General features: G+C 62.6%; 20 protein-coding genes and 1 riboswitch. Of the genes, 13 read left to right on the top strand and 7 right to left on the bottom strand.

The genetic code is table 11. The features are described from left to right. Positions 1-171 precede the first annotated feature (171 nt). From kdpF to A0W34_RS17815, 6 genes are read left to right on the top strand one after another with little or no spacing between them, the layout of a single operon-like run. Entirely contained in the window at positions 172-270 is a 99-nt protein-coding gene (kdpF, locus tag A0W34_RS17840; RefSeq protein ID WP_007731078.1) for a K(+)-transporting ATPase subunit F, read from the top strand. Continuing rightward, positions 270-1,955, top strand: coding sequence for a potassium-transporting ATPase subunit KdpA (kdpA, locus tag A0W34_RS17835; protein WP_081558030.1), 1,686 nt, complete (start codon positions 270-272; stop codon positions 1,953-1,955). The genes kdpF and kdpA overlap by 1 nt, the downstream gene beginning before the upstream one ends. After that, positions 1,952-4,057, top strand: coding sequence for a potassium-transporting ATPase subunit KdpB (kdpB, locus tag A0W34_RS17830; RefSeq protein ID WP_081558029.1), 2,106 nt, complete (start codon positions 1,952-1,954; stop codon positions 4,055-4,057). Before kdpA ends, kdpB begins: the two co-directional genes overlap by 4 nt. Before the next feature lie 6 nt (positions 4,058-4,063). After that, positions 4,064-4,714, top strand: a complete 651-nt coding sequence (locus A0W34_RS17825; RefSeq protein ID WP_007731080.1) for a potassium-transporting ATPase subunit C — start codon at positions 4,064-4,066, stop codon at positions 4,712-4,714. 7 nt (positions 4,715-4,721) lie between these two features. Then, positions 4,722-7,262: a sensor histidine kinase gene (locus A0W34_RS17820; RefSeq protein WP_081558829.1), complete on the top strand. Its 2,541-nt coding sequence runs from the start codon at positions 4,722-4,724 to the stop codon at positions 7,260-7,262. Next, entirely contained in the window at positions 7,259-7,939 is a 681-nt protein-coding gene (locus A0W34_RS17815) for a response regulator (RefSeq protein WP_081558028.1), read from the top strand. Before A0W34_RS17820 ends, A0W34_RS17815 begins: the two co-directional genes overlap by 4 nt. 9 nt (positions 7,940-7,948) lie before the next feature. On the opposite strand, the gene A0W34_RS17810 is transcribed toward A0W34_RS17815, so the two are convergent. Then, a complete protein-coding gene (locus A0W34_RS17810; RefSeq protein ID WP_081558027.1) occupies positions 7,949-8,929 on the bottom strand; it encodes a zinc-binding alcohol dehydrogenase family protein in 981 nt (326 codons plus the stop codon). Further along, positions 8,926-9,387 (bottom strand): MarR family winged helix-turn-helix transcriptional regulator, encoded by a 462-nt coding sequence (locus A0W34_RS17805; RefSeq protein WP_081558026.1) that lies wholly within the window; start codon positions 9,385-9,387, stop codon positions 8,926-8,928. Before A0W34_RS17805 ends, A0W34_RS17810 begins: the two co-directional genes overlap by 4 nt. A 122-nt stretch (positions 9,388-9,509) precedes the next feature. Between A0W34_RS17805 and dinB the strand changes: the two genes are divergently transcribed. Beyond that, positions 9,510-10,808 carry a DNA polymerase IV gene (dinB, locus tag A0W34_RS17800; RefSeq protein ID WP_081558025.1) on the top strand — a complete coding sequence of 433 codons (1,299 nt, stop codon included), beginning with the start codon at positions 9,510-9,512 and terminating at the stop codon, positions 10,806-10,808. Here the strand turns inward: dinB and A0W34_RS17795 are convergent. Next, entirely contained in the window at positions 10,805-12,085 is a 1,281-nt protein-coding gene (locus A0W34_RS17795; protein ID WP_007731085.1) for an LLM class flavin-dependent oxidoreductase, read from the bottom strand. The two genes, dinB and A0W34_RS17795, sit on opposite strands and share 4 nt — an antisense overlap. Continuing rightward, positions 12,085-12,849, bottom strand: coding sequence for a 3-oxoacyl-ACP reductase (locus A0W34_RS17790; RefSeq protein WP_007731086.1), 765 nt, complete (start codon positions 12,847-12,849; stop codon positions 12,085-12,087). Before A0W34_RS17790 ends, A0W34_RS17795 begins: the two co-directional genes overlap by 1 nt. A gap of 17 nt (positions 12,850-12,866) precedes the next feature. After that, a riboswitch (TPP riboswitch) is annotated at positions 12,867-12,960 on the bottom strand. Positions 12,961-13,098: 138 nt separating this feature from the next. Here A0W34_RS17790 and A0W34_RS17785 point away from each other — a divergent pair. Then, positions 13,099-13,539 (top strand): DoxX family protein, encoded by a 441-nt coding sequence (locus A0W34_RS17785; protein ID WP_003944516.1) that lies wholly within the window; start codon positions 13,099-13,101, stop codon positions 13,537-13,539. 103 nt (positions 13,540-13,642) lie between these two features. Continuing rightward, positions 13,643-14,632, top strand: coding sequence for an AurF N-oxygenase family protein (locus tag A0W34_RS17780; protein ID WP_003944493.1), 990 nt, complete (start codon positions 13,643-13,645; stop codon positions 14,630-14,632). Here A0W34_RS17780 and A0W34_RS17775 read toward each other — a convergent pair. Next, positions 14,629-15,378, bottom strand: coding sequence for a TetR/AcrR family transcriptional regulator (locus tag A0W34_RS17775; RefSeq protein WP_003944575.1), 750 nt, complete (start codon positions 15,376-15,378; stop codon positions 14,629-14,631). The genes A0W34_RS17780 and A0W34_RS17775 overlap by 4 nt on opposite strands. 96 nt (positions 15,379-15,474) lie before the next feature. Between A0W34_RS17775 and recO the strand changes: the two genes are divergently transcribed. The 3 genes from recO to A0W34_RS17760 are packed head-to-tail and all read left to right on the top strand — an operon-like array spanning position 15,475 to position 17,484. Continuing rightward, the gene (gene recO, locus A0W34_RS17770; protein WP_029255636.1) at positions 15,475-16,290 is read left to right on the top strand and encodes a DNA repair protein RecO; all 816 of its coding nucleotides are present in this window, start codon (positions 15,475-15,477) and stop codon (positions 16,288-16,290) included. Continuing rightward, entirely contained in the window at positions 16,247-17,065 is an 819-nt protein-coding gene (locus tag A0W34_RS17765; RefSeq protein ID WP_003944543.1) for an isoprenyl transferase, read from the top strand. The genes recO and A0W34_RS17765 overlap by 44 nt, the downstream gene beginning before the upstream one ends. Then, positions 17,062-17,484 (top strand): YbjN domain-containing protein, encoded by a 423-nt coding sequence (locus tag A0W34_RS17760; protein ID WP_019749000.1) that lies wholly within the window; start codon positions 17,062-17,064, stop codon positions 17,482-17,484. Before A0W34_RS17765 ends, A0W34_RS17760 begins: the two co-directional genes overlap by 4 nt. Positions 17,485-17,489: 5 nt before the next feature. Here A0W34_RS17760 and A0W34_RS17755 read toward each other — a convergent pair whose 3' ends face one another. Together A0W34_RS17755 and A0W34_RS17750 are read right to left on the bottom strand one after the other, a co-directional pair. Beyond that, positions 17,490-17,921, bottom strand: a complete 432-nt coding sequence (locus tag A0W34_RS17755; RefSeq protein WP_003944514.1) for a Fur family transcriptional regulator — start codon at positions 17,919-17,921, stop codon at positions 17,490-17,492. 11 nt (positions 17,922-17,932) lie between these two features. Continuing rightward, a complete protein-coding gene (locus tag A0W34_RS17750; protein ID WP_003944457.1) occupies positions 17,933-18,316 on the bottom strand; it encodes an ArsR/SmtB family transcription factor in 384 nt (127 codons plus the stop codon). A 198-nt stretch (positions 18,317-18,514) separates the two neighbouring features. Here A0W34_RS17750 and A0W34_RS17745 point away from each other — a divergent pair, with 198 nt between their 5' ends. After that, positions 18,515-19,906 (top strand): glycine--tRNA ligase, encoded by a 1,392-nt coding sequence (locus tag A0W34_RS17745; RefSeq protein ID WP_003944491.1) that lies wholly within the window; start codon positions 18,515-18,517, stop codon positions 19,904-19,906. Positions 19,907-19,963 lie beyond the last annotated feature (57 nt).

Genomic DNA, 19,963 nt, shown 5'->3' with positions numbered 1-19,963 from the left:
AGAGCGCATCCGGTCGAGGGCGACCGCGCGTCATGGCTGCGATGCACAGCAGCACGGCAAAAGATTTCGAAGAGGGAAGCTCATGGCCGATCTGGCCTACGTTGCTCTGATTCTCGGCGGTTTTCTCGTGTGCGCGCTGGTACTGCGCGCCCTACAGGCGAGCGCTCCCAAATGACGGTTGCCGGTGTGGTCAGCGTGGTTCTGATCGCCGTCGCCGCGGCATTGGTCATTTACCTGCTCGTTGCACTCGTAGATCCTGAGAGGTTCTGATGTCGCCCGCTCTTGCAGCCGGCCTGCAGATCGCTTTTGTCCTCGTCGTTCTGGCAATCGCCTACGTTCCGGTGGGCGACTACATGGCGCGTGTTTACTCGTCGACGCGAGATCTTCGGGTCGAGAGTGTGATCTACCGCGTCGGTCGGATCGACTCCAGGGCCGAGCAGACGTGGTACGGCTACGCCGCAAGCGTTCTCGGACTCTCGCTGGCCAGCGCATTGTTCCTGTACTTCCTGCAACGGATTCAGGGAGTACTGCCGCTCAGTGACGGTCTGTCCGGGGTCAGTCCTGCCGTAGCGTTCAACACCGCGATTTCGTTTGTGGCGAACACCAACTGGCAGTCGTACACGCCGGAAACGACGATGAGCAACTTCGTTCAGCCCGTCGGTCTGGCGGTGCAGAACTTCGTCTCGGCAGCGGTCGGCATGGCGGTGGCCATCGCATTGGTTCGCGGCTTCATTCGGGTGGCCAGGGGCGGCGAGATCGGCAACTTCTGGGTCGATCTGACGCGTGGTTCTCTGCGCATCCTCCTCCCGTTCTCCTTCGTGATCGCCCTGATCCTGTTGAGCCAGGGAGTGATCCAGTCGTTCCACAGCGGTTTCGCCTCCACCGGCCTCGACGGCAATGCGGTGACCAATGCACTGGCCCCCGTCGCGTCCCAGGAAGCGATCAAGGAACTCGGCACCAACGGTGGCGGGATCTTGGCTGCCAACTCGGCGCACCCGTTCGAGAACCCCACCCCGTTGAGCAATGTCGTCGAGATCCTGGCGATCCTGTTGATTCCGGTCTGCCTCACCCGAACGTTCGGAACTCTCGTCGGGGATCGTAGGCAAGGCCTCACCCTGCTGGCAGTGATGGGAATCCTGTGGAGCGGGCTGCTCGCAGTCACGCTCGCTGCCGAATCCGGCGCACGCGGTGTTGCCGCCACAGCAGCTGGTTCGATGATGGAGGGCAAGGAAGTTCGCTTCGGAATCCCCGGATCGGCGTTGTTCGCGGTGGCGACCACGGGAACGTCGACGGGCGCGGTGAACTCGGCCCACGACAGCATGTCACCCCTCGGCGGCGGCGCGGTCCTGCTCAACATGTTGCTCGGCGAAATTGCGCCAGGTGGAGTCGGAACCGGCCTCTACGGGATTCTTGTGCTGGCATTGATCGCAGTGTTCGTCGGCGGACTGCTGGTCGGTCGCACGCCCGAATATCTCGGCAAGAAGTTGGGTCGACGCGAGATCACCCTTGCGGCGCTGTCGATTCTGGTCATGCCCGCGCTGGTCTTGATCGGTACCGCCATCACCGTCATCCTCGGTTCGACCACCGGTTATCAAGGCAATGGGGGAGATCCGGGCACGCCGGGATCGATCCACGGGTTCAGTGAGGTGCTTTACGCCTTCGCCTCCGCCTCCAACAACAACGGCAGCGCCTTCGGCGGTCTGACGGTCACCAGCGACTGGTTCCAGTCGTCTCTCGGAATCTGCATGCTTCTCGGCCGATTCCTGCCGATCATCTTCGTTCTCGCTTTGGCCGGTGCTCTTGCCTCGCAGAAGAAGGTGGCGCCGACGGCCGGCACCCTCCCGACGTCCGGACCGATGTTCACCGGTTTGTTGACCGGCACCGTCGTTCTTGTTGCTGCACTTACATTCTTCCCGGCCCTCGCGCTGGGCCCGCTAGCGGAGGCTCTTCAATGACCGTGCGTATCAGTGAGAAACCCGTGGTAGCGCAAGACGCTGCCGACAAGGTTGATCCAGGGCAGTCCCGTCAAGTACACGCAGGCGTTTTCAACCCGCGGCAGATGATCACCGCGTTGCCGGGGGCCGTGCGCAAACTCGACCCACGCCACCTCGCCCGCAACCCGGTCATGTTCGTGGTGTTCGTCGGTTCCGTCATCACCACTGTCATGGCGATCGCCGATCCCTCGGTGTTCTCCTGGGTGATCACCCTGTGGCTCTGGTTCACGGTGATCTTCGCGAACCTCGCTGAATCCGTGGCCGAAGGGCGCGGCAAGGCGCAGGCGGCGAGCCTGCGAAAGGTGAAGCAGGACACCACAGCACATCGGATCACGATGAGCGGTGCGATCGAATCGGTTTCCGGCACCGAACTGGTGGTCGGCGATCGGGTGATAGTGGTTGCCGGCGAGGTCATCCCCGGCGACGGCGACGTGGTCGAAGGTATTGCCTCCGTAGACGAATCGGCGATCACCGGTGAATCCGCGCCGGTGGTCCGTGAATCCGGTGGTGACCGGTGCGCCGTCACCGGTGGTACGACGGTTCTCTCGGACCGCATCGTCGTGGAAATCACCGCAGCACCGGGCAGTTCGTTCGTGGACCGGATGATCGCACTCGTCGAGGGTGCTTCACGTCAGAAGACACCCAACGAGATTGCGCTCAACATCCTGCTCGCGTCGTTGACCGTCATCTTCCTCCTCGCCGTCGTAGCCATCGGCCCGATGGGCTTGTACGCGGGGCACGAGCAGGATCCGATCAAGCTGATCGCACTTCTCGTCTGCCTGATCCCGACGACCATCGGAGCGCTGCTCTCGGCGATCGGTATCGCGGGCATGGACCGCCTCGTCCAGCGCAACGTTCTCGCGATGTCGGGACGCGCGGTGGAAGCTGCGGGCGACATCGACACCCTGTTGATGGACAAGACCGGAACCATCACTTTCGGTAACCGCCGGGCCACCGCACTCCATCCGGCGCCCGGTGTATCCGCCGACGATCTTGCTGCGGCAGCTCGCTTGTCGAGCCTGGCCGACGGAACTCCCGAGGGACGGAGCATCGTCGAGCTGTGCGCAGCGGATTTCGGTCTCGCTGCCGAGCCGACGTTCGACGAAGAACGCGCCGAGTTCGTTCCGTTCACGGCACAAACCCGGATGAGCGGACTCGACCACTCCGGACGCCAAATCCGAAAGGGTGCAGCGGATGCGGTGATGAACTGGGTCGTCAGTGGTGGTGGACACGCGGAGACCGCGGTAACCGACACCGTGGGCGACATCGCCCAAGCCGGCGGAACGCCGCTGGTAGTTGCCGTCAAGCAAGGTGAGAGTACCTCGATCCTCGGCGTGATCGCGTTGTCCGACGTCGTCAAGCCGGGAATGGCTGACAGGTTCGCCGAACTCCGGGCGATGGGTATTCGCACGATCATGATCACCGGCGACAATCCGTTGACCGCGAAGGCGATTGCCGACGAGGCGGGCGTCGACGACTTCATGGCGGAGGCCACCCCGGAAGACAAACTGGCCCTGATCCGGAAGGAACAGGAAGGCGGACGTCTCGTCGCGATGACAGGTGACGGGACCAATGATGCTCCCGCCCTTGCCCAGGCGGATGTCGGGGTCGCGATGAACACGGGAACCTCGGCAGCCAAAGAGGCCGGCAACATGGTCGATCTCGATTCCGATCCCACCAAGCTGATCGAGGTGGTGGAAATCGGCAAGCAATTGCTGATCACCCGCGGCGCGTTGACCACATTCTCGTTGGCGAACGACCTGGCGAAGTATTTCGCAATCCTGCCGGCCTTGTTCAGCGGCATCTACCCGCAGCTGGACGCGTTGAACATCATGCGTCTCGCCACCCCCGAATCGGCGATCGTCTCGGCCGTGATCTTCAACGCCTTGGTGATCATCGGTTTGATTCCGTTGGCACTCAAGGGTGTTCGATACCGACCGTCGACGGCATCGCAGTTGCTCGGACGCAACCTGCTCGTCTACGGTCTCGGCGGTGTGATCACACCGTTCGTCGGTATCTGGTTGATCGATCTCGTCGTACGTTTGATTCCTGGAATTGGGTGACCTGACATGCGTTTCACTATCGGTTTTGCCAAACAGGTGTGGGCGGGTTTGCTCGTATTGCTCGCGCTCACCGTCGTTCTCGGTGTGGTCTATCCCGCCGCGGTGTGGGGTGTCAGCCGGATCAGTTCCGGATCTGCCGAAGGCTCACCGGTCACCGATGCCGCCGGTTGCGTGGTCGGCAGTGCCTGGGTGGGTGTCGATCCGCAGGTCGCCGAAGGGCAGCAGGACCCGTTCTTCCACAATCGTGTTGTCGGATCCGTTTCGGACGAGGATCCGTTTGCCACCGGTGATCCCGCGGCGGCACTGCCGTCCAACCAGGGGCCGAGCAGCGAGATTCTGGCCGGATTCGTCATCGAGCGCCGGGCAGCCATCGCGGCACGTGAGGGCGTCGACCCGGCATCGGTTCCCGTCGACGCAGTCACCGGTTCGGGCTCGGGTATCGATCCCCACATCAGTCCGGCGTACGCCGAACTGCAGGTCGCGAGGGTGGCGGCCAACAACGGCATCTCGGAAGACCAGGTGCGGGACTTGGTGGCCGAGCACACCGACGGTCGGCAACTCGGATTTCTCGGAGCCGAGCGAGTCAACGTACTGGAATTGAACCTGGCACTCGGATTGACGGCACCTACGTGTGCTGCGCCGACGACTGGTGGATGATTGTCACGTGAGTTCTTCGGAGAAGGTCGGTCAATCTTTCGGTAGGGCACGCAAACGTGGTGAATTGCGTATCTACCTCGGCGCTGCGCCCGGCGTCGGAAAGACCTTCGCGATGCTCGGTGAGGCTCATCGGCGTCGAGATCGTGGCTGTGACGTGGTCGCGGCCGTCGTGGAGACACACGGCCGCGCCCGCACCGCGGCGCAGATCGGAGACCTCGAAATAGTGCCGCCCAAGCTGGTGGATTATCGCGGAACACGGATGCCGGAACTGGACGTCGAGGCCGTGTTGGCTCGGCGTCCGGCCCTTGTCCTGGTGGACGAGTTGGCACATACCAACACGCCAGGGAGCAAGAATCACAAGCGCTGGCAGGACGTACAGGAACTGCTCGAAGCCGGGATCGACGTTCTGTCCACGGTCAACGTGCAACACCTCGAAAGCCTCAACGACGTTGTCGCGCACATCACCGGCGTGGTTCAGCAGGAGACGGTTCCGGACGCGGTAGTGCGTAGTGCGGCGCAGGTCGAGCTGGTCGACATCACCCCGGAGGCGCTGCGCCGCAGACTTTCTCACGGAAACGTGTATTCACCAGAACGGGTCGATGCGGCCTTGGGCAATTACTTCAGACGCGGAAACCTCACGGCGCTACGCGAACTGGCTCTGCTGTGGGTGGCCGATCAGGTGGACGCCGCACTGGCGAAATACCGGGCCGAGAACAAGATCACCGATACCTGGGAAGCGCGCGAGCGTGTCGTCGTTGCCGTGACCGGGGGACCGGAGTCGGAAACCCTGGTACGACGCGCATCGCGAATCGCGTCGAAGTCGAGCGCCGAGCTGATGGTGGTCCACGTCGTACGCGGTGACGGACTCACCGGCGTCTCGGCCCCCGAGATGGGCAAGGTGCGCGCGTTGGCTGTCGGAGTCGGCGCCACGCTTCACACTGTTGTCGGTGACGACGTACCGTCGACGCTCCTCGAGTTCGCGCGTGAGGAGAACGCCACACAGTTGGTGCTGGGAACGTCGCGGCGTTCCCGCCTGGCTCGCATCCTCGACGAGGGGATCGGCGCTGCGGTGGTTCAGCAGTCCGGTGGTATCGACGTTCACATGGTCACGCACGAGGAAGCGACGGCGCGACGACGCATTTCGGTGCTGGGGCGCTCGGAGCGCCGGGTCCTGTCGTGGATTGCGGCGATCGTCGTGCCTTCGCTCGCGGCCGCGATCATGGGTCTCGTCGACCGAATCTCCGGGGTCAACGGCGAGAACGCGCTGTTCTTCGTCGTGGTCGTTCTGGTCGCCCTCCTCGGCGGCGTCGGCCCGGCGATATTGTCGGCCCTGATCTCGGGACTGCTGCTCAATTACTTCTTCACCGATCCGCGGTACAGCTTCACCATCGCCGAACCTGACAACTTCATCACCACTGTCGTGCTGTTGATCGTGGCTGTGGCAGTTGCCGTTCTGGTCGACGCCGCAGCAAAGCGCGCCCGCGAGGCGAAGCGCGCATCCGAGGAAGCCGAACTGCTCACACTGTTCGCGGGATCAGTTCTCCGCGGAGCGGATCTGTCGACACTTCTGGCGAAGGCACTCGAAATCTATCGCCAGCGAGGGGTTTCCGTCATTCATCACGACGACGGAGTCATCGCCGCCGTGGGTACGCAGCCGCCGACCACGGACGACGAAGCGGATACGGTCTGTGAGGTCAACGACGGGGAATACGCGCTGTTGTTGGCTGGGCCCGACCTGAGTGCGCGGGATCGACGAGTGCTGACGGTGGTGGCTCACCAAGCAGTTGGGATGATCCGCCAGGAGAAACTGACAGTCGAGGCGAGCAAGGCTGCCGCGCTCACCGAGGCTGATCAACTGCGTCGAGCCCTGCTGTCAGCGGTAAGCCATGACCTGCGAACTCCTCTCGCCGGAGTGAAGGCGGCGGTGTCGAGTCTGCGCAGCGACGACATCGAGTTCTCGCCCGAAGACACCGCTGAATTGTTGGCAACCATCGAGGAGTCGGCGGATCAGTTGACGGCGCTGGTCGGGAACTTGCTCGACTCGTCCCGACTTGCCGCCGGGGTGGTGAAACCCACGCTGCGGCCGGTGTATCTGGACGAGGTGGTTCACCGCGCGTTGCTGGGCCTCGGCATCGGTGGACGCTCGGATTCGCGGGCTCGAAGTGTAGTCGTCGACGTGGGTACCGTTGCAGTGCAAGCAGATCAAGGTCTGCTCGAGCGGGTGATTGCGAACATCGTCGACAACGCTCTGCGCTACGGGGGAGAAACCCCGGTGCGCGTCAGGGCGGCGCAACTCGGTGATCGTGTGGTGATCAGTGTTGCCGATACGGGCCCAGGTGTTCCGCGAGGTGAGGCCGAAACGATGTTCCAGCCGTTCCAACGGATGGGAGATCGCGACAACACCGGCGGAGTGGGCCTCGGACTTTCCGTGGTGCGCGGATTTGTCGATGCGATGGGCGGAACGGTCAGCGCCACAGACACACCTGGTGGGGGATTGACGATGATCGTGGAGTTGGCTGCGGCCGGTACGAATGGGAATGGATCATGAGTCGAATCCTGGTAGTGGACGACGAACCGCAGATTCTGCGAGCTCTGCGTATCAATCTTTCGGTGCGCGGGTACGAGGTGGTGACCGCGTCGACGGGCGCCGGTGCCTTGCGGGCTGCTGCCGAGCGTCCACCGGACGTCGTGGTACTCGATCTCGGACTGCCCGACATGGACGGCACCGAAGTGCTTGCCGGCCTGCGTGGCTGGTGCACGGCGCCGGTCATCGTGCTGTCGGCGCGCACGGATTCCGCGGACAAGGTCGAGGCTCTCGACGCCGGTGCGGACGACTACGTCACCAAGCCCTTCGGGATGGACGAGTTTCTGGCCCGCGTGCGCGCTGCGGCGAGGCGGGGAACCTCCGCGGCGGACACTTCGGAACCGTCGGTCGAGACCGCGTCCTTCACGGTGGACTTGGCTGCGAAAACAGTGAGTCGGCGCGGTGAACAGGTGCACCTGACTCCGACCGAGTGGGGCATGCTCGAGATGCTTGTGCGCAACCGCGGAAAGCTCGTCGGGCAGAAGGAGTTGCTTCGGGACGTGTGGGGACCGGCGTACGACACCGAGACCCACTATCTACGTGTCTACCTGGCTCAACTTCGTCGGAAGCTCGAGGATGACCCGGCGAACCCCAAGCATTTGATCACCGAGGCAGGAATGGGTTATCGATTCGTGGTGTGAGAAGCCAGGTCAGAGCACAACTACCAATTTGCCACGTGCCGTACCGGCTTCCATCTTGGCATGTGCTCGCGCGATGTCCTCGAACGCGAACACCTCGTCGATCGGTACCACCGCCTCGCCTGACGCCACAGCGGAGAGGAAGTCTTGCAGTACGTCGGCAGGCAGGTCGGACGCGTCCCCACCGTACGAGGTCAATCGCACTCCGCGTGGAATGTAGTCGATCGGATAAAAGTCTTTGACTGTCCACTCGTTGGACAGCATTCCCGTGAAACACACGGTGCCGTGAACGCGGGTCGCGCGCAACGTGTCGGGAAGTGTTGGTGTTCCGACCAATTCGAGGGCCAGATCAACACCGCCCGGGAGGATGTCTCGAACCTTGCCGGCCACAGCACCGTCGTCGACGATAACGTGGTCAACCCCGATCGCGGTCAACGACGACGCTTTGCTCGCATCTCGGGTGGTCGCAAGGACAGTGAGTCCCCACTGCTTCGCCAGGACTGCGGTTGCCATGCCGACCGAGGAGGTTCCTCCCCGGATCAACAGGGATTGACCGGATTTCGCGTCCAGTCCTACCGTCAGCGAGCCGTAGGACGTCTGCAGCATCTCGGGAACAGCTCCCACTGTCGACCAGTCCAGTTCGCTCGAGAAGGGAACGACCTGACTGACGGGAACGCACGTGTACTCGGCATAACCGCCGTCGAACGTCCTCCCCATCCCACCCATCATGGCGGCGACTTGCCGGCCTTCGGTGAGCTCCCCGCCGGGGCAGTTCACCACTTCGCCGACGGCCTCGATGCCCAGCACCCTCGGGAATCTCACGCCTTCGGCGAGGCCGAGGCGGGTGTGAAGTTCGGATCGATTGAGGCCGAAAGCCTTCACCCGGACCAGTACCCAGCCCGCAATCGGCACGGGTATCGGAATCACTCTGATAGTCAATGCTTCTGGCGGGCCGGGGGCGTCGAGCACGATTGCGCGCATTGTGTCGGTCATGCTTTTTCCTTCGTGGTCGGTGTCAGGATTCGGTTGGCTTCACGCAGCGTGGCCAGTGTGGCGCCGAACCGATCGAGAGCGTCGGGCGTCAGCACGGAACCGAGACGGCGCTCCAATTCGTCGTCGAACGTTGCCTTCGCCCGCCGCAACAGCTCATTGCCCTCGGGTGTCAACTCGATGAGTGAGGATCGTTTGTCGGTGGGATTGGATTTTCGACGGCAGTGCCCAGCCGCTTCGATTCGATCCACCAGCTTGCTCGTGCCACCGACGGTGATCGCGAGGGCCTCGGCGATGTCGAAGACCCGGCAGGAGCCGAGCCTGTCGATGATCTGCATCGGCTCGAATCGACTCAGTGGCAGGTCGTGCTCGATTCGGAGTCGCTGGTCGACGGCCGTCCACAGTTCGGTTTCGAAGCGGATGAGGTTGTCGAAGTGCCTGCTCAGGGCTGATCTGGTCACGAGCAGACTCCGAACCGATATGCATTCCGTGGAATCATTTTCTCACCGTACGCCCGATTCGTGATTAATTCCATGGAATCTATTTCCGAACCTTACGCAGTGTCGGTGGGGCATGGGAACATATGTTCGTGTCATATGAACCGCTGGACCAAGAAACGCCAGGTGAGCACCCCGGCGATACTCGTTCTGGCGGGAACTGTTCTGGCAGTAGTCGGCCCACGGGTGACGCAACGATCCTGCATGCGGACCTCGATTCGTTCTACGCATCAGTCGAGCAACGCGACGACCCGACTCTGGCCGGCAGGCCGGTCATCGTCGGCGGTGGGGTGGTTTTGGCGGCAAGCTACGAGGCCAAGGCGTTCGGGGTTCGCACAGCCATGAGCGGTGGTCAGGCTCGATCACTGTGTCCTCAGGCGATAGTTGTCCCTCCGCGAATGTCGGCGTACTCGCAGGCGAGCAAAGACGTGTTCGACGTCTTTCACGACACGTCGCCGCTGGTCGAAGGAATCTCCATAGACGAGGCCTTTCTCGAGGTCGGCGGGCTCGCCAAGATCGTGGGAAACCCGCTGCAGATCGGAGCCAACCTCAGACGCGATGTGGCCGAGCAGGTCGGACTACCGATCACGGTCGGAATCGCACGCACCAAGTTCCTGGCCAAGGTCGCCAGTGCATTCGCGAAACCCGACGGATTGCTGCGAGTGCCGCCGGAGGGCGAGACCGAGTTCCTGCATCCCTTGCCGGTCGAGAAGCTGTGGGGCGTCGGCAAGATCACGGCCCAGAAGCTGCGAAACTTCGACATCGTGACGGTGGGTGACATCGCTCGGCACGACGAATCCTCGATCGTCTCGATTCTCGGGGGCGGCGCCGGTCGCCATCTCTACGCACTCTCACACAATCGAGATCCGCGCCCCGTCCGCGCCTATCGTGGCCGCAGTTCGATGGGTGCTCAGCATGCGCTGGGTCGCGGATCCCATCCCCGCGCAGAACTCGATGCGTCGTTGATGTCCCTTGTCGACCGTGTCAGTCGACGCATGCGTTCGGCGCAGCGGACGGGGCGCACGGTCACGCTCCGGCTCCGCTTCGCGGATTTCACGCGGGCAACTCGATCTCACACGCTGCGCCGGTCCACCGCCGACACAGCGGAATTGCTGAGCGCCTCGATGGTGCTGCTGGACGAAGCGATACCGATGATCGCGGACAAGGGCATCACGTTGATCGGTGTCGCTGTCTCCAACCTGGATCGGGACGGCGCCGAACAACTCGAATTGCCCTTCGACGGTCGAGGATTCGCGGGTCCGGACACTGCCGCCCTCGACTCGGCAATGGACAGTGTCCGGAAGAAGTTCGGCTCCGCGGCCCTCACGAGGGGAGTGCTCCTGGGACGCGATCCGGACCTGTCGGTGCCGCTACTGCCGGACTAGGTGAGGTTTTCTCGCAGAGTCGCTCCCTCGTATTCGCGACGGAACAACCCACGCGCCTGCAGCACCGGAATCACGTGATCGACAAAATCTTCCAGACCCTGCGGATAGGTCGGCGGCATCAGATTGAAACCGTCGGCACCGCGGCCGTTCAACCAGGATCCCATCTCGTCGGCAATCGACTCCGGTGTTCCGATCATCGTTGCGTGACCACCACCCGCAGCGAGCGTCCCGAGGAGCTCCCGCACAGTCGGTGCGTCCTTCTCGACGATCCGCAAAATAGTGGCGTAGCGTCCCTGCGGCCCGGTGAACGCTTCGAGTGGAGGCAACGGGGGCACGGGCCCGTCGAGATCCCAGTTCTCGCAATCCTGTCCGGTGAACAACGAGAGTTGGCGTATCGACTGTTCGGTGGGCAGCAGGAGATCGAGTTCGGCCTTCTTCGCCCTGGCCTCGGCGACGGTGCTGCCGACGTAGGTGACCAGTCCCGGCATCACGGCGACAGAGTTCGAATCCCGGCCGGCTCGCTCGATTCTCGATTTCACGTCCGCGTAGTAGGCCTGTGCGCTGGGTAAGTCGTAGGCAACCGAATAGATTGCCTCGGCGCGACGCGCCGCCAGATCGCGGCCCTGCTCGGACGCCCCGGCCTGGAACAACACCGGCCGGCCTTGCGGGGAGCGCGGAACCGTCAACGGCCCGTCCACCCGAAAATGTTTGCCGTCGTGATCGATTCGAGAAATCCTGTTTGCGTCGGCAAAACGCCCCGACCGGTCGAGAATCAGCGCGTCTTCCGACCATGAATCCCACAATGCGAGGGCCACTTCGACAAATTCGTCGGCTCGTTCGTATCGGGATGCGTGATCGGGCATCGCCTCGAGTCCGTGGTTGCGCGCCTCCTGGTCGAACATCGAGGTCACGACGTTCCAGCCGGCCCGTCCGCCGCTGATGTGGTCGAGCGAGGCCAACAGTCGCGCCGCGTGAAACGGCGTGTAGAAAGTGGTGGAAATGGTGGTCACCAGGCCGATGTCCGCTGTCGCTCGTGCCATGGCAGTCAATGCGGTGATCGGCTCGAGAAACCACGACGCACCCGACTCGGGTTCGCGAACACTGTGACCGTCAGCGAAGAAGACGGCGTCCAGCTTGCCGCGTTCGGCGATCTGGGCGAGCGACTCGTAATACGTGATGTCGCCGAGACTTTCGACCGGTGAGTCGCGATGACGCCATGCCGCACTGTGATGTCCGCAACCGAGCAGGAACGCACCTATCCGCAGCTGTGCGCCCATCAGTTCTTGACGAGTCCGCCGTCGACAACCAGGTTCTGGCCGGTCACGGCCCGTGACCATGGTGAGGCGAAAAAGAGTGCAGCGTCGGCAAATTCGTCCGGCGTCGTGACTCGGCGCAGGGGAGTGCTTGCCGCGATCATGTCGAACACGGCTTCCGGTGTCGCGGCACTCGCATCGGTGGTGCGGAGCAAGCCGCCGGAGACCATGTTGACTGTGATCCCGTCCGGACCGAGGTCGGCGGACAGCGTCCGTGTCAGTGCCAACAGTGCGGCCTTGGCAGCGGTGTAGTCGTGGTACGGAACTACCGGATTCTGGACCAGATTGGTTCCGACAGTGATGATTCGGCCGAAGCCGAGTTCGCGCATGCCTGGTAGCGCTGCCTGGGTGGTATTGAGTGTTCCGGCAACAGCTCCGCGTAGTTGAGACTCGAAGTCGGCCCAGGTGATCGTGTCCGCGTTCGGCCGTGCATCGCCGTTGAACGAGAAGTCGACCAGTGCATTGTCGACCACGGTCGAGATCGGTGCGTCGAATCTCTCGCGTGCAGCGGAGAACAACTGGTCGACGGAACTGCGGTCCGTCACGTCCGCCTGGACTGCGAAGGTGCGATCCTCACCCAGTTCGGCGACCAGGGCCTCGGCGGCATCGCGGCTCTTGTTGTAGTTCACGATTACGCGGGCGCCCGAGCGGGAGAATGCTCGGCTCAGTGCGGCGCCTAGCCCGCGGGCGCCACCGGTGATCAGAACGATCTGCTCGTCGAGGTTCAATGCGCGCTGAAATTGCTGTTCGGTCACGTCGACATCCCTCCGCCAGTGCTAACTGGTCAGGTTCATCGGGTCTGATCTCAGCCGACTTTTTCGGCACCCCGTGTCACCGTCCATCAGACCACGTGAGGTGAATCGTCCTGAACGCCGGGTGCGTTGTAACGGCCGGCGCGATGAGTTTTCGATCGCGCGGGAGTCGTAATTGCAAGCGAAGTGGCAACCGGCCGCTCGCCTTCGCCCCAGGAGATTCCGATGACCACCCAGCCCGTCCACAACGAAACTGTTTCCGGTAACGCCACGACGACGACACCTTCGGCCACGGCTCGCAAGCTCGGATACGTCCTGAGTGGGCTGTTCGTCGTTTTCATGCTCTTCGACGGCATCATCCACATTCTCAACCTTCAGACAGTCAAGGATGCGTCGGCTGAACTTGGGTTGCCGGACTCGCTGGCATTGACGGCTGGGGTGGTGCAACTGATCTGCCTTGCGCTGTACGTGATTCCGCGAACGTCGATACTCGGCGCGATTCTGCTCACCGGTTACCTGGGGGGAGCGGTGTTGACCAACCTTCGAGCTGAACAGCCTCTGCTGAGCACGACCCTGTTTGCCGTTTACACCGGAATCGTCATGTGGGCGGGACTGTATCTCCGGGACGAGAAGGTTCGCGAGATCATCCCGCTGCGTCGGGCCTGAAATAGGCCCCCGAGGGGGTTGCGTGGGACGCGGTGTCCCATTATGTTTGACCTCATTCAAGTCCGTCGACTGCAATCGACGGACTGGCCGTGAGGAGACACCGATGGCTCGGTCAGCGTCGATCGAAGTGGAAAAGCCGTACCACCAGGTACTGCAGACTTTGTCCGAGGGCTCAGTTGCCCGCAGTTTCGATCCCTATCTCGACATCGACTGGGATTCACCAGAGTTCGCGATCGATCCGCATGATCCGAGATGGGTGCTCTCGTCCGTGTCGGACCCCCTCGGGGCGACGCAGTGGTACCAGGATCAGTCGTTGGAGCGTCGAATCGCCATGGGAATGTGGCGTCAGGCGAACGTGACCAAGGTGGGTTCGGCCTTCGAGAGCATCTTGATCCGGGGAATGCTGCAATACATCATGGCGCTACCCAACCAGTCGCCTGAGTTCCGGTACTGCCTGCACGAGATGACCGAAGAGTGCAATCACATCCAGATGTTCCAGGAACTCGTCAATCGCATGGACATCGACGTGCCGGGTATGCGTCCGATGTTCCGGCGACTGTCGCCGATCATCGGAGTGCTGGGAGCAAAGTTCCCGGTCATCTTCTTCATCGGCATTCTGGCTGGTGAAGAACCGATCGACCACTTCCAGAAGGATCTCATCCGTGAGGGTAAGGACACGCCGCCGGCGATGCTCCGCACCATGGAGATCCACATCGCCGAAGAAGCGAGACACATCTCGTTTGCTCACGAGTTCCTGCGCAATCACGTCCCCAGACTCAGTCGTACGAGTCGAGCCATCACATCGGTCGCCTTCCCCGGCGCGATGCGTTGGCTTGCGGGTGAAATCATGTCACCGCCAAAGGAATTCGCCGAAGAATTCGGAATCCCGGACGAGGTGATGAAGAGCGCCTTCTGGGGGAGCCCGCATTCACGCCGCATCCTGGGTAACTACTTCGGCGAAATGCGAGCCCTGGCAGACGAACTCGGATTGATGAATCCGGTGTCGAAGCGTGCGTGGCGAAAGCTGCGCATCGACGGCGACTACGCCCGCTACCGCGGCGAGCCGAAGCGTTCCGACAAGACCCGGATCTAGTCCGGCCGCGAAGTTCCTCCGTCGGAGGACACCAGCTCGGCTATGAGCGTGGACAATTCGACATGGGGATCGATCTGTAGTCCGCTCGAGCGGGCAACGCCGTCGAACATGTACCAGGTGTATTTCGCGAGGTCGGCGACGATCTCTTCGCGGCTCGGTTTCGGATCGGTGCTTCGGACCCAGTGGGTGAGCGTGCCCTCGACCATTGTCACCACTGCGAACGGTAGTGAATCGAAGGGTGAGGAGTCGATCCCCACGGATCGACCGACTTCGGTGATAGTGGTGCGGGCGGAGTCGGCGATTGTGGCCTTCAGACTGCTGATCGCGTCGATGCTCTCGTCGTCGTAGTCGGTGGGGCCGGTACCCATGAACTCGTGAATCCGCGGATGCTCGGTGATCCACTCGGCGACGGCGCTGATGGTTCGGGTCAGGATCTGGTCGAGAGTGCCTACCGAAATGCTCATCGAAGCATCCAGGGCCGCCGCAAATTGGCCGAGCACAAACGCTCGCACTCGTCGATCGAGGTCGTCTCGGCCGCTGAATTGGCGGTACACCACCGACTTGGCGAGGCCGGCACGATCGGCGATCTGCTGGACGGACACCTCGGCACCTGCCGCACGCTCTTCGATCAGTTCGACCGCCGAGGTGAGTATCCGTTTCTGACGCTCGGAGTTGTGTCGCTCCCACCGCGCTTCGCGACCGGTCAACTCTGCAGTGACAGGTTGCACAATTGCGTCGCTCGGCATCGCGCCAGTCTATCCGGACGGACCTGCCGTGTTTCCGACTTGTCATCGGGCGCGGCATCGGGATCGGTCGTCGGTACAACGTGGGACACTGGTCGAGTGAGGTTGTATCGAGACACGGCGGTGGTGCTGCGCCTGCACAAACTGGGCGAAGCCGACCACATCGTCACGTTGCTCACCCGTCAGTTCGGGTTGGTACGTGCCGTGGCCAAAGGTGTCCGCCGAACCACCTCCAAATTCGGTGCCAGACTCGAACCGTTTGCTCACATCGACGTGCAACTACTTCCGGGCAAGAATCTCGACATCATCACTCAGGTGCAGACGGTCGACGCATTCGCCACCGACATCGTCGACGACTACAGCCGGTACACCACGGCCTGCGCCGTACTCGAAACTGCCGAGCGGTTGGCCGGCGAGGAACGCGCGCCGGCCCCGCAGCTTCAGCGATTGACGGTGGGAGCACTGCGTGCGATCGCCGAGCAGGCACGACCGGTCGAGTTCGTGCTCGACGCGTTCTTGTTGAGAGCCATGGGCTATGCGGGTTGGGCGCCTGCCCTCGAAGAGTGCGCCCGCTGCAGTGCTCCTGGACCGCACCGGGCCTTTCATGTCGCCGCAGGCGGAGCCGTGTGTACCTATTGCCGCCCGGCGGGTGCTGCGACGCCATCGCCCGGAGTGCTCGACTTGATGGAAGCCCTGCTCCGAGGGGAGTGGGAGGGTACCGATTCGGCGCCCGCGACGCTGCGGACGCAAGCCAGCGGACTGGTCGCGGCACACCTGCAGTGGCATCTCGAGCGCCAATTGCGGACGTTGCCGCTGATCGAGCGTTCGAGGCCGCATGCAGCCGTCGAGGTCGACTTGCCCGTGAGGCAGGATGGAACACGTGATTCGACGACGCGAACCGCGAACTCCGCTTGATTCTGCTGCTGACCGGGTGATCCGACCACCGGACCCACATCCGTCCGGGGCGACCCCGCCGATTCTGCAAACCGAACTGATCCCGCGCCACGTCGCTTTGGTGATGGACGGCAACGGACGATGGGCGCAGGAGCGCGGTCTGCCCCGAACCGCCGGGCACGAACGCGGCGAAGCTGTCCTGATGGACACCGTCTGCGGGTGCATCGAGATGGGTGTCGAGTGGCTCTCCGCTTACGCCTTCTCCACCGAGAACTGGAAGCGCAGTCCCGACGAGGTTCGATTCCTGATGGGCTTCAACCGTGATGTCATCCGCCGCCGACGCGACGAGATGAACGAAATGGGTGTGCGTGTTCGCTGGGCCGGTCGTAAGCCGCGCCTGTGGGCCAGCGTGATCAAGGAACTCGAGATCGCCGAAGAACTGACCAAGAACAACACCGTCATGAACTTGACCATGTGTGTGAACTACGGCGGCCGGGCCGAAATTGCCGATGCGGTAAAGGAAATCGCGAAGCGTGTCGCGGCCGGTGAGATCAATCCGGACAAGATCACCGAGGCGACGGTTGCCAAGTACCTCGACGAACCCGACATGCCCGACGTCGACCTCTTCCTGCGTCCGTCGGGGGAACAGCGGACGTCCAATTTCTTGATCTGGCAATCCGCCTACGCCGAAATGGTGTACCAGGAGAAGCTGTTTCCCGATTTCGACCGCCGCGACCTTTGGGCCGCCTGCGTCGAGTACGCCTCACGCGACCGTAGATTCGGTGGCGTCAAATGACAGGGGAGAACATGACCGACACCACCGACGAAGCAGCCCGCCTACAAGAACGCGCGGCCGCCTCGCTGGCGCATTTCGTGACGGTCGATGTGGCTGCCGACGGATCACTGGGTTTCCAGTACTCCGGCGCGCTGTGTTCCATCCAGGCGATGAATCTGTCCGAGGGTCTGGACGTGCTGTCCATGACGTGCGTTCTCGCATGGGACCGACCGGTCAGCGCGGCACTGCATCGCAAGGTGGCCGAGCGAAATCGCACCATCCAATTCGGCTCCATCGCGGTGTTCGGCCACGGCAGTCTGGCGGACGTCATCCTGCGTTACACGTTCCCTGCCGCCGGACTGGACGACGAGGCACTGACCACGATGTTGCTACTGGCGCTCACCGGTGCCGATACCGCCCGGCAGGGTTTGATTCCCTGACGCTCTCAGGCGGCGGCGCAGTCGCGGCAGGTGCCGAAGATCTCGACGGTGTGACTCACTTCGGTGAAACCGTTGTCCTCGGCGATGGTCTGTGACCACTGCTCGACCGTCGGGCCCTCGACCTCGACGGTGAATCCGCAGTTGCGGCACACCAGGTGATGGTGGTGCCCGGAGGAGCAGCGTCGGTAGACGGACTCACCTGTGTCGGTGCGTAGGACGTCGATGGTTCCGGCGTCGGAGAGTGCCTGCAGCGTGCGGTAGACGGTGGTCAGGCCGATGCCTTCACCTCGCTTGCGCAGTTCGTCGTGCAATTCCTGTGCCGACTTGAATTCGTCGATGTCGTCGAGCAGGGCGGAGATGGCGCTGCGCTGTTTCGTGGAACGAACGCCGACTGTGGCCGGTCCACGTTTCGAGGTCGTACTGCCCGGGGTGTTCATGCGGTGGAATCTCATCCTTCTTCGGCGTGGGCGACAGCGTCGACGACGATGTGTGCAAGGTGATCGTCGACGAGTCGATAGAGAACTTCTCGTCCGTTGCGCTCGCCGCGGACGACGCCCGCTGCTTTGAGTACGCGCAGATGCTGGCTGATGAGTGGCTGAGTGACACCGAGAGCTCCGACGAGTTCGTGAACGCAACGCTCCGACTCGTGCAACTGAAGCACGATCGCGATCCGAACGGGTGCAGCGAGCGCCCGCAGAATTTCGCCGGCGGCCGCCAGGGTTTCCTTGGGCGGCACGGGCGCGGGCGGTGCGGCTTCGAACGGGTCGTGCGTGTGTCCGAGGTCGGAATGATCATGGCTTTTGTGGAGATCGCCGGTATCCGCAATGCTCACAGCGAGGCTCCTTCGAGGGGTAGATCATGATGTCCGGGCATAGCCATCTCACCACATTATTGCAAATCACTTTCATTTTGATATGCACAAGTATGCATGTCAACCTTGGACGGAAGTGCGTGGCAGCCGCCAGATAGGCTGATGGTGCGAAAAGCGCACGAAAATCATGCATCTATTACCCAGATGGAGAGCAATCGAGTGGCACCCAAGTCCAAGATCGAAGCCGTTGTCAATCTCGCCAAGCGGCGAGGCCTGGTCTACCCGTGCGGTGAGATCTACGGCGGTACCAAGTCCGCATGGGACTACGGCCCATTGGGTGTCGAGCTCAAGGAGAACATCAAGCGCCAGTGGTGGCGCAACATGGTCACCAGCCGCGAGGACGTCGTCGGCCTCGACTCGTCGGTGATTCTGCCCCGCGAGGTGTGGGTCGCGTCCGGTCACGTCGGTGTCTTCAACGACCCGCTCGTCGAGTGCCTCAACTGTCACAAGCGTCACCGTCAGGATCACCTGCAGGAGGCGTACGCGGAGAAGAAGAAGCTCGACAACCCGGACGACGTCTCGATGGATGTCATCGGTTGCCCCGATTGCGGCACCGTCGGCCAGTGGACCGAGCCGCGCGACTTCAACATGATGCTCAAGACGTACCTCGGCCCCGTCGAGAGCGAAGAGGGCATGCACTACCTTCGCCCCGAGACCGCACAGGGCATCTTCGTGAACTTCGCCAACGTGCTGACCACCTCGCGTAAGAAGCCGCCGTTCGGCATCGGCCAGATCGGCAAGAGCTTCCGCAACGAGATCACCCCCGGCAACTTCATCTTCCGCACCCGTGAGTTCGAGCAGATGGAGATGGAATTCTTCGTCAAGCCGGGCGAGGACGAGCAGTGGCATCAGTACTGGATCGACTACCGCCTTGACTGGTACACCGGCCTCGGTATCAACAAGGACAACCTGCGTCTGTACGAGCATGCGCCGGAAAAGCTTTCGCACTACTCGAAGGGCACGACCGACATCGAGTACCGCTTCCACTTCCAGGGCAGCGAATGGGGCGAGCTCGAAGGTATCGCGAACCGTACCGACTTCGATCTCTCGACGCACTCCAAGCACTCGGGCACCGAGCTGAACTACTACGACCAGACGACGGGCGAGCGGTACACGCCGTACGTCATCGAGCCGGCGGCCGGTCTCACGCGTTCGCTGATGGCCTTCCTGGTCGACGCCTACACCGAGGACGAGGCGCCCAACTCCAAGGGCGGCGTCGACAAGCGCACAGTGCTCCGCCTGGATCGCCGACTCGCTCCCGTCAAGGCTGCCGTTCTGCCGCTCTCGCGTAACGCGGACCTGACGCCGAAGGCCAAAGATCTTGCAGCGCAGCTGCGTCAGAATTGGAACGTCGAGTTCGACGACGCCGGCGCCATCGGTCGTCGTTACCGTCGCCAGGACGAGATCGGCACACCGTTCTGCATCACGGTCGACTTCGACACTCTCGAAGACCAGGCTGTGACGGTGCGTGAGCGTGACTCCATGGCGCAGGAACGCGTCGCCCTCGATCAGGTGGAAAGCTACCTGGCCGCACGGCTGATCGGCTCCTGATTCTCGTTCGAAGCTGACGGGCGGTCCTTCTCAATCGAGAAGGACCGCCCGTTTTCT

This window comes from Rhodococcus sp. BH4 (assembly GCF_002079265.1).
GTDB lineage: Bacteria > Actinomycetota > Actinomycetes > Mycobacteriales > Mycobacteriaceae > Rhodococcus_F > Rhodococcus_F qingshengii.
This window is presented reverse-complemented; position numbering and strand designations above follow the sequence as displayed.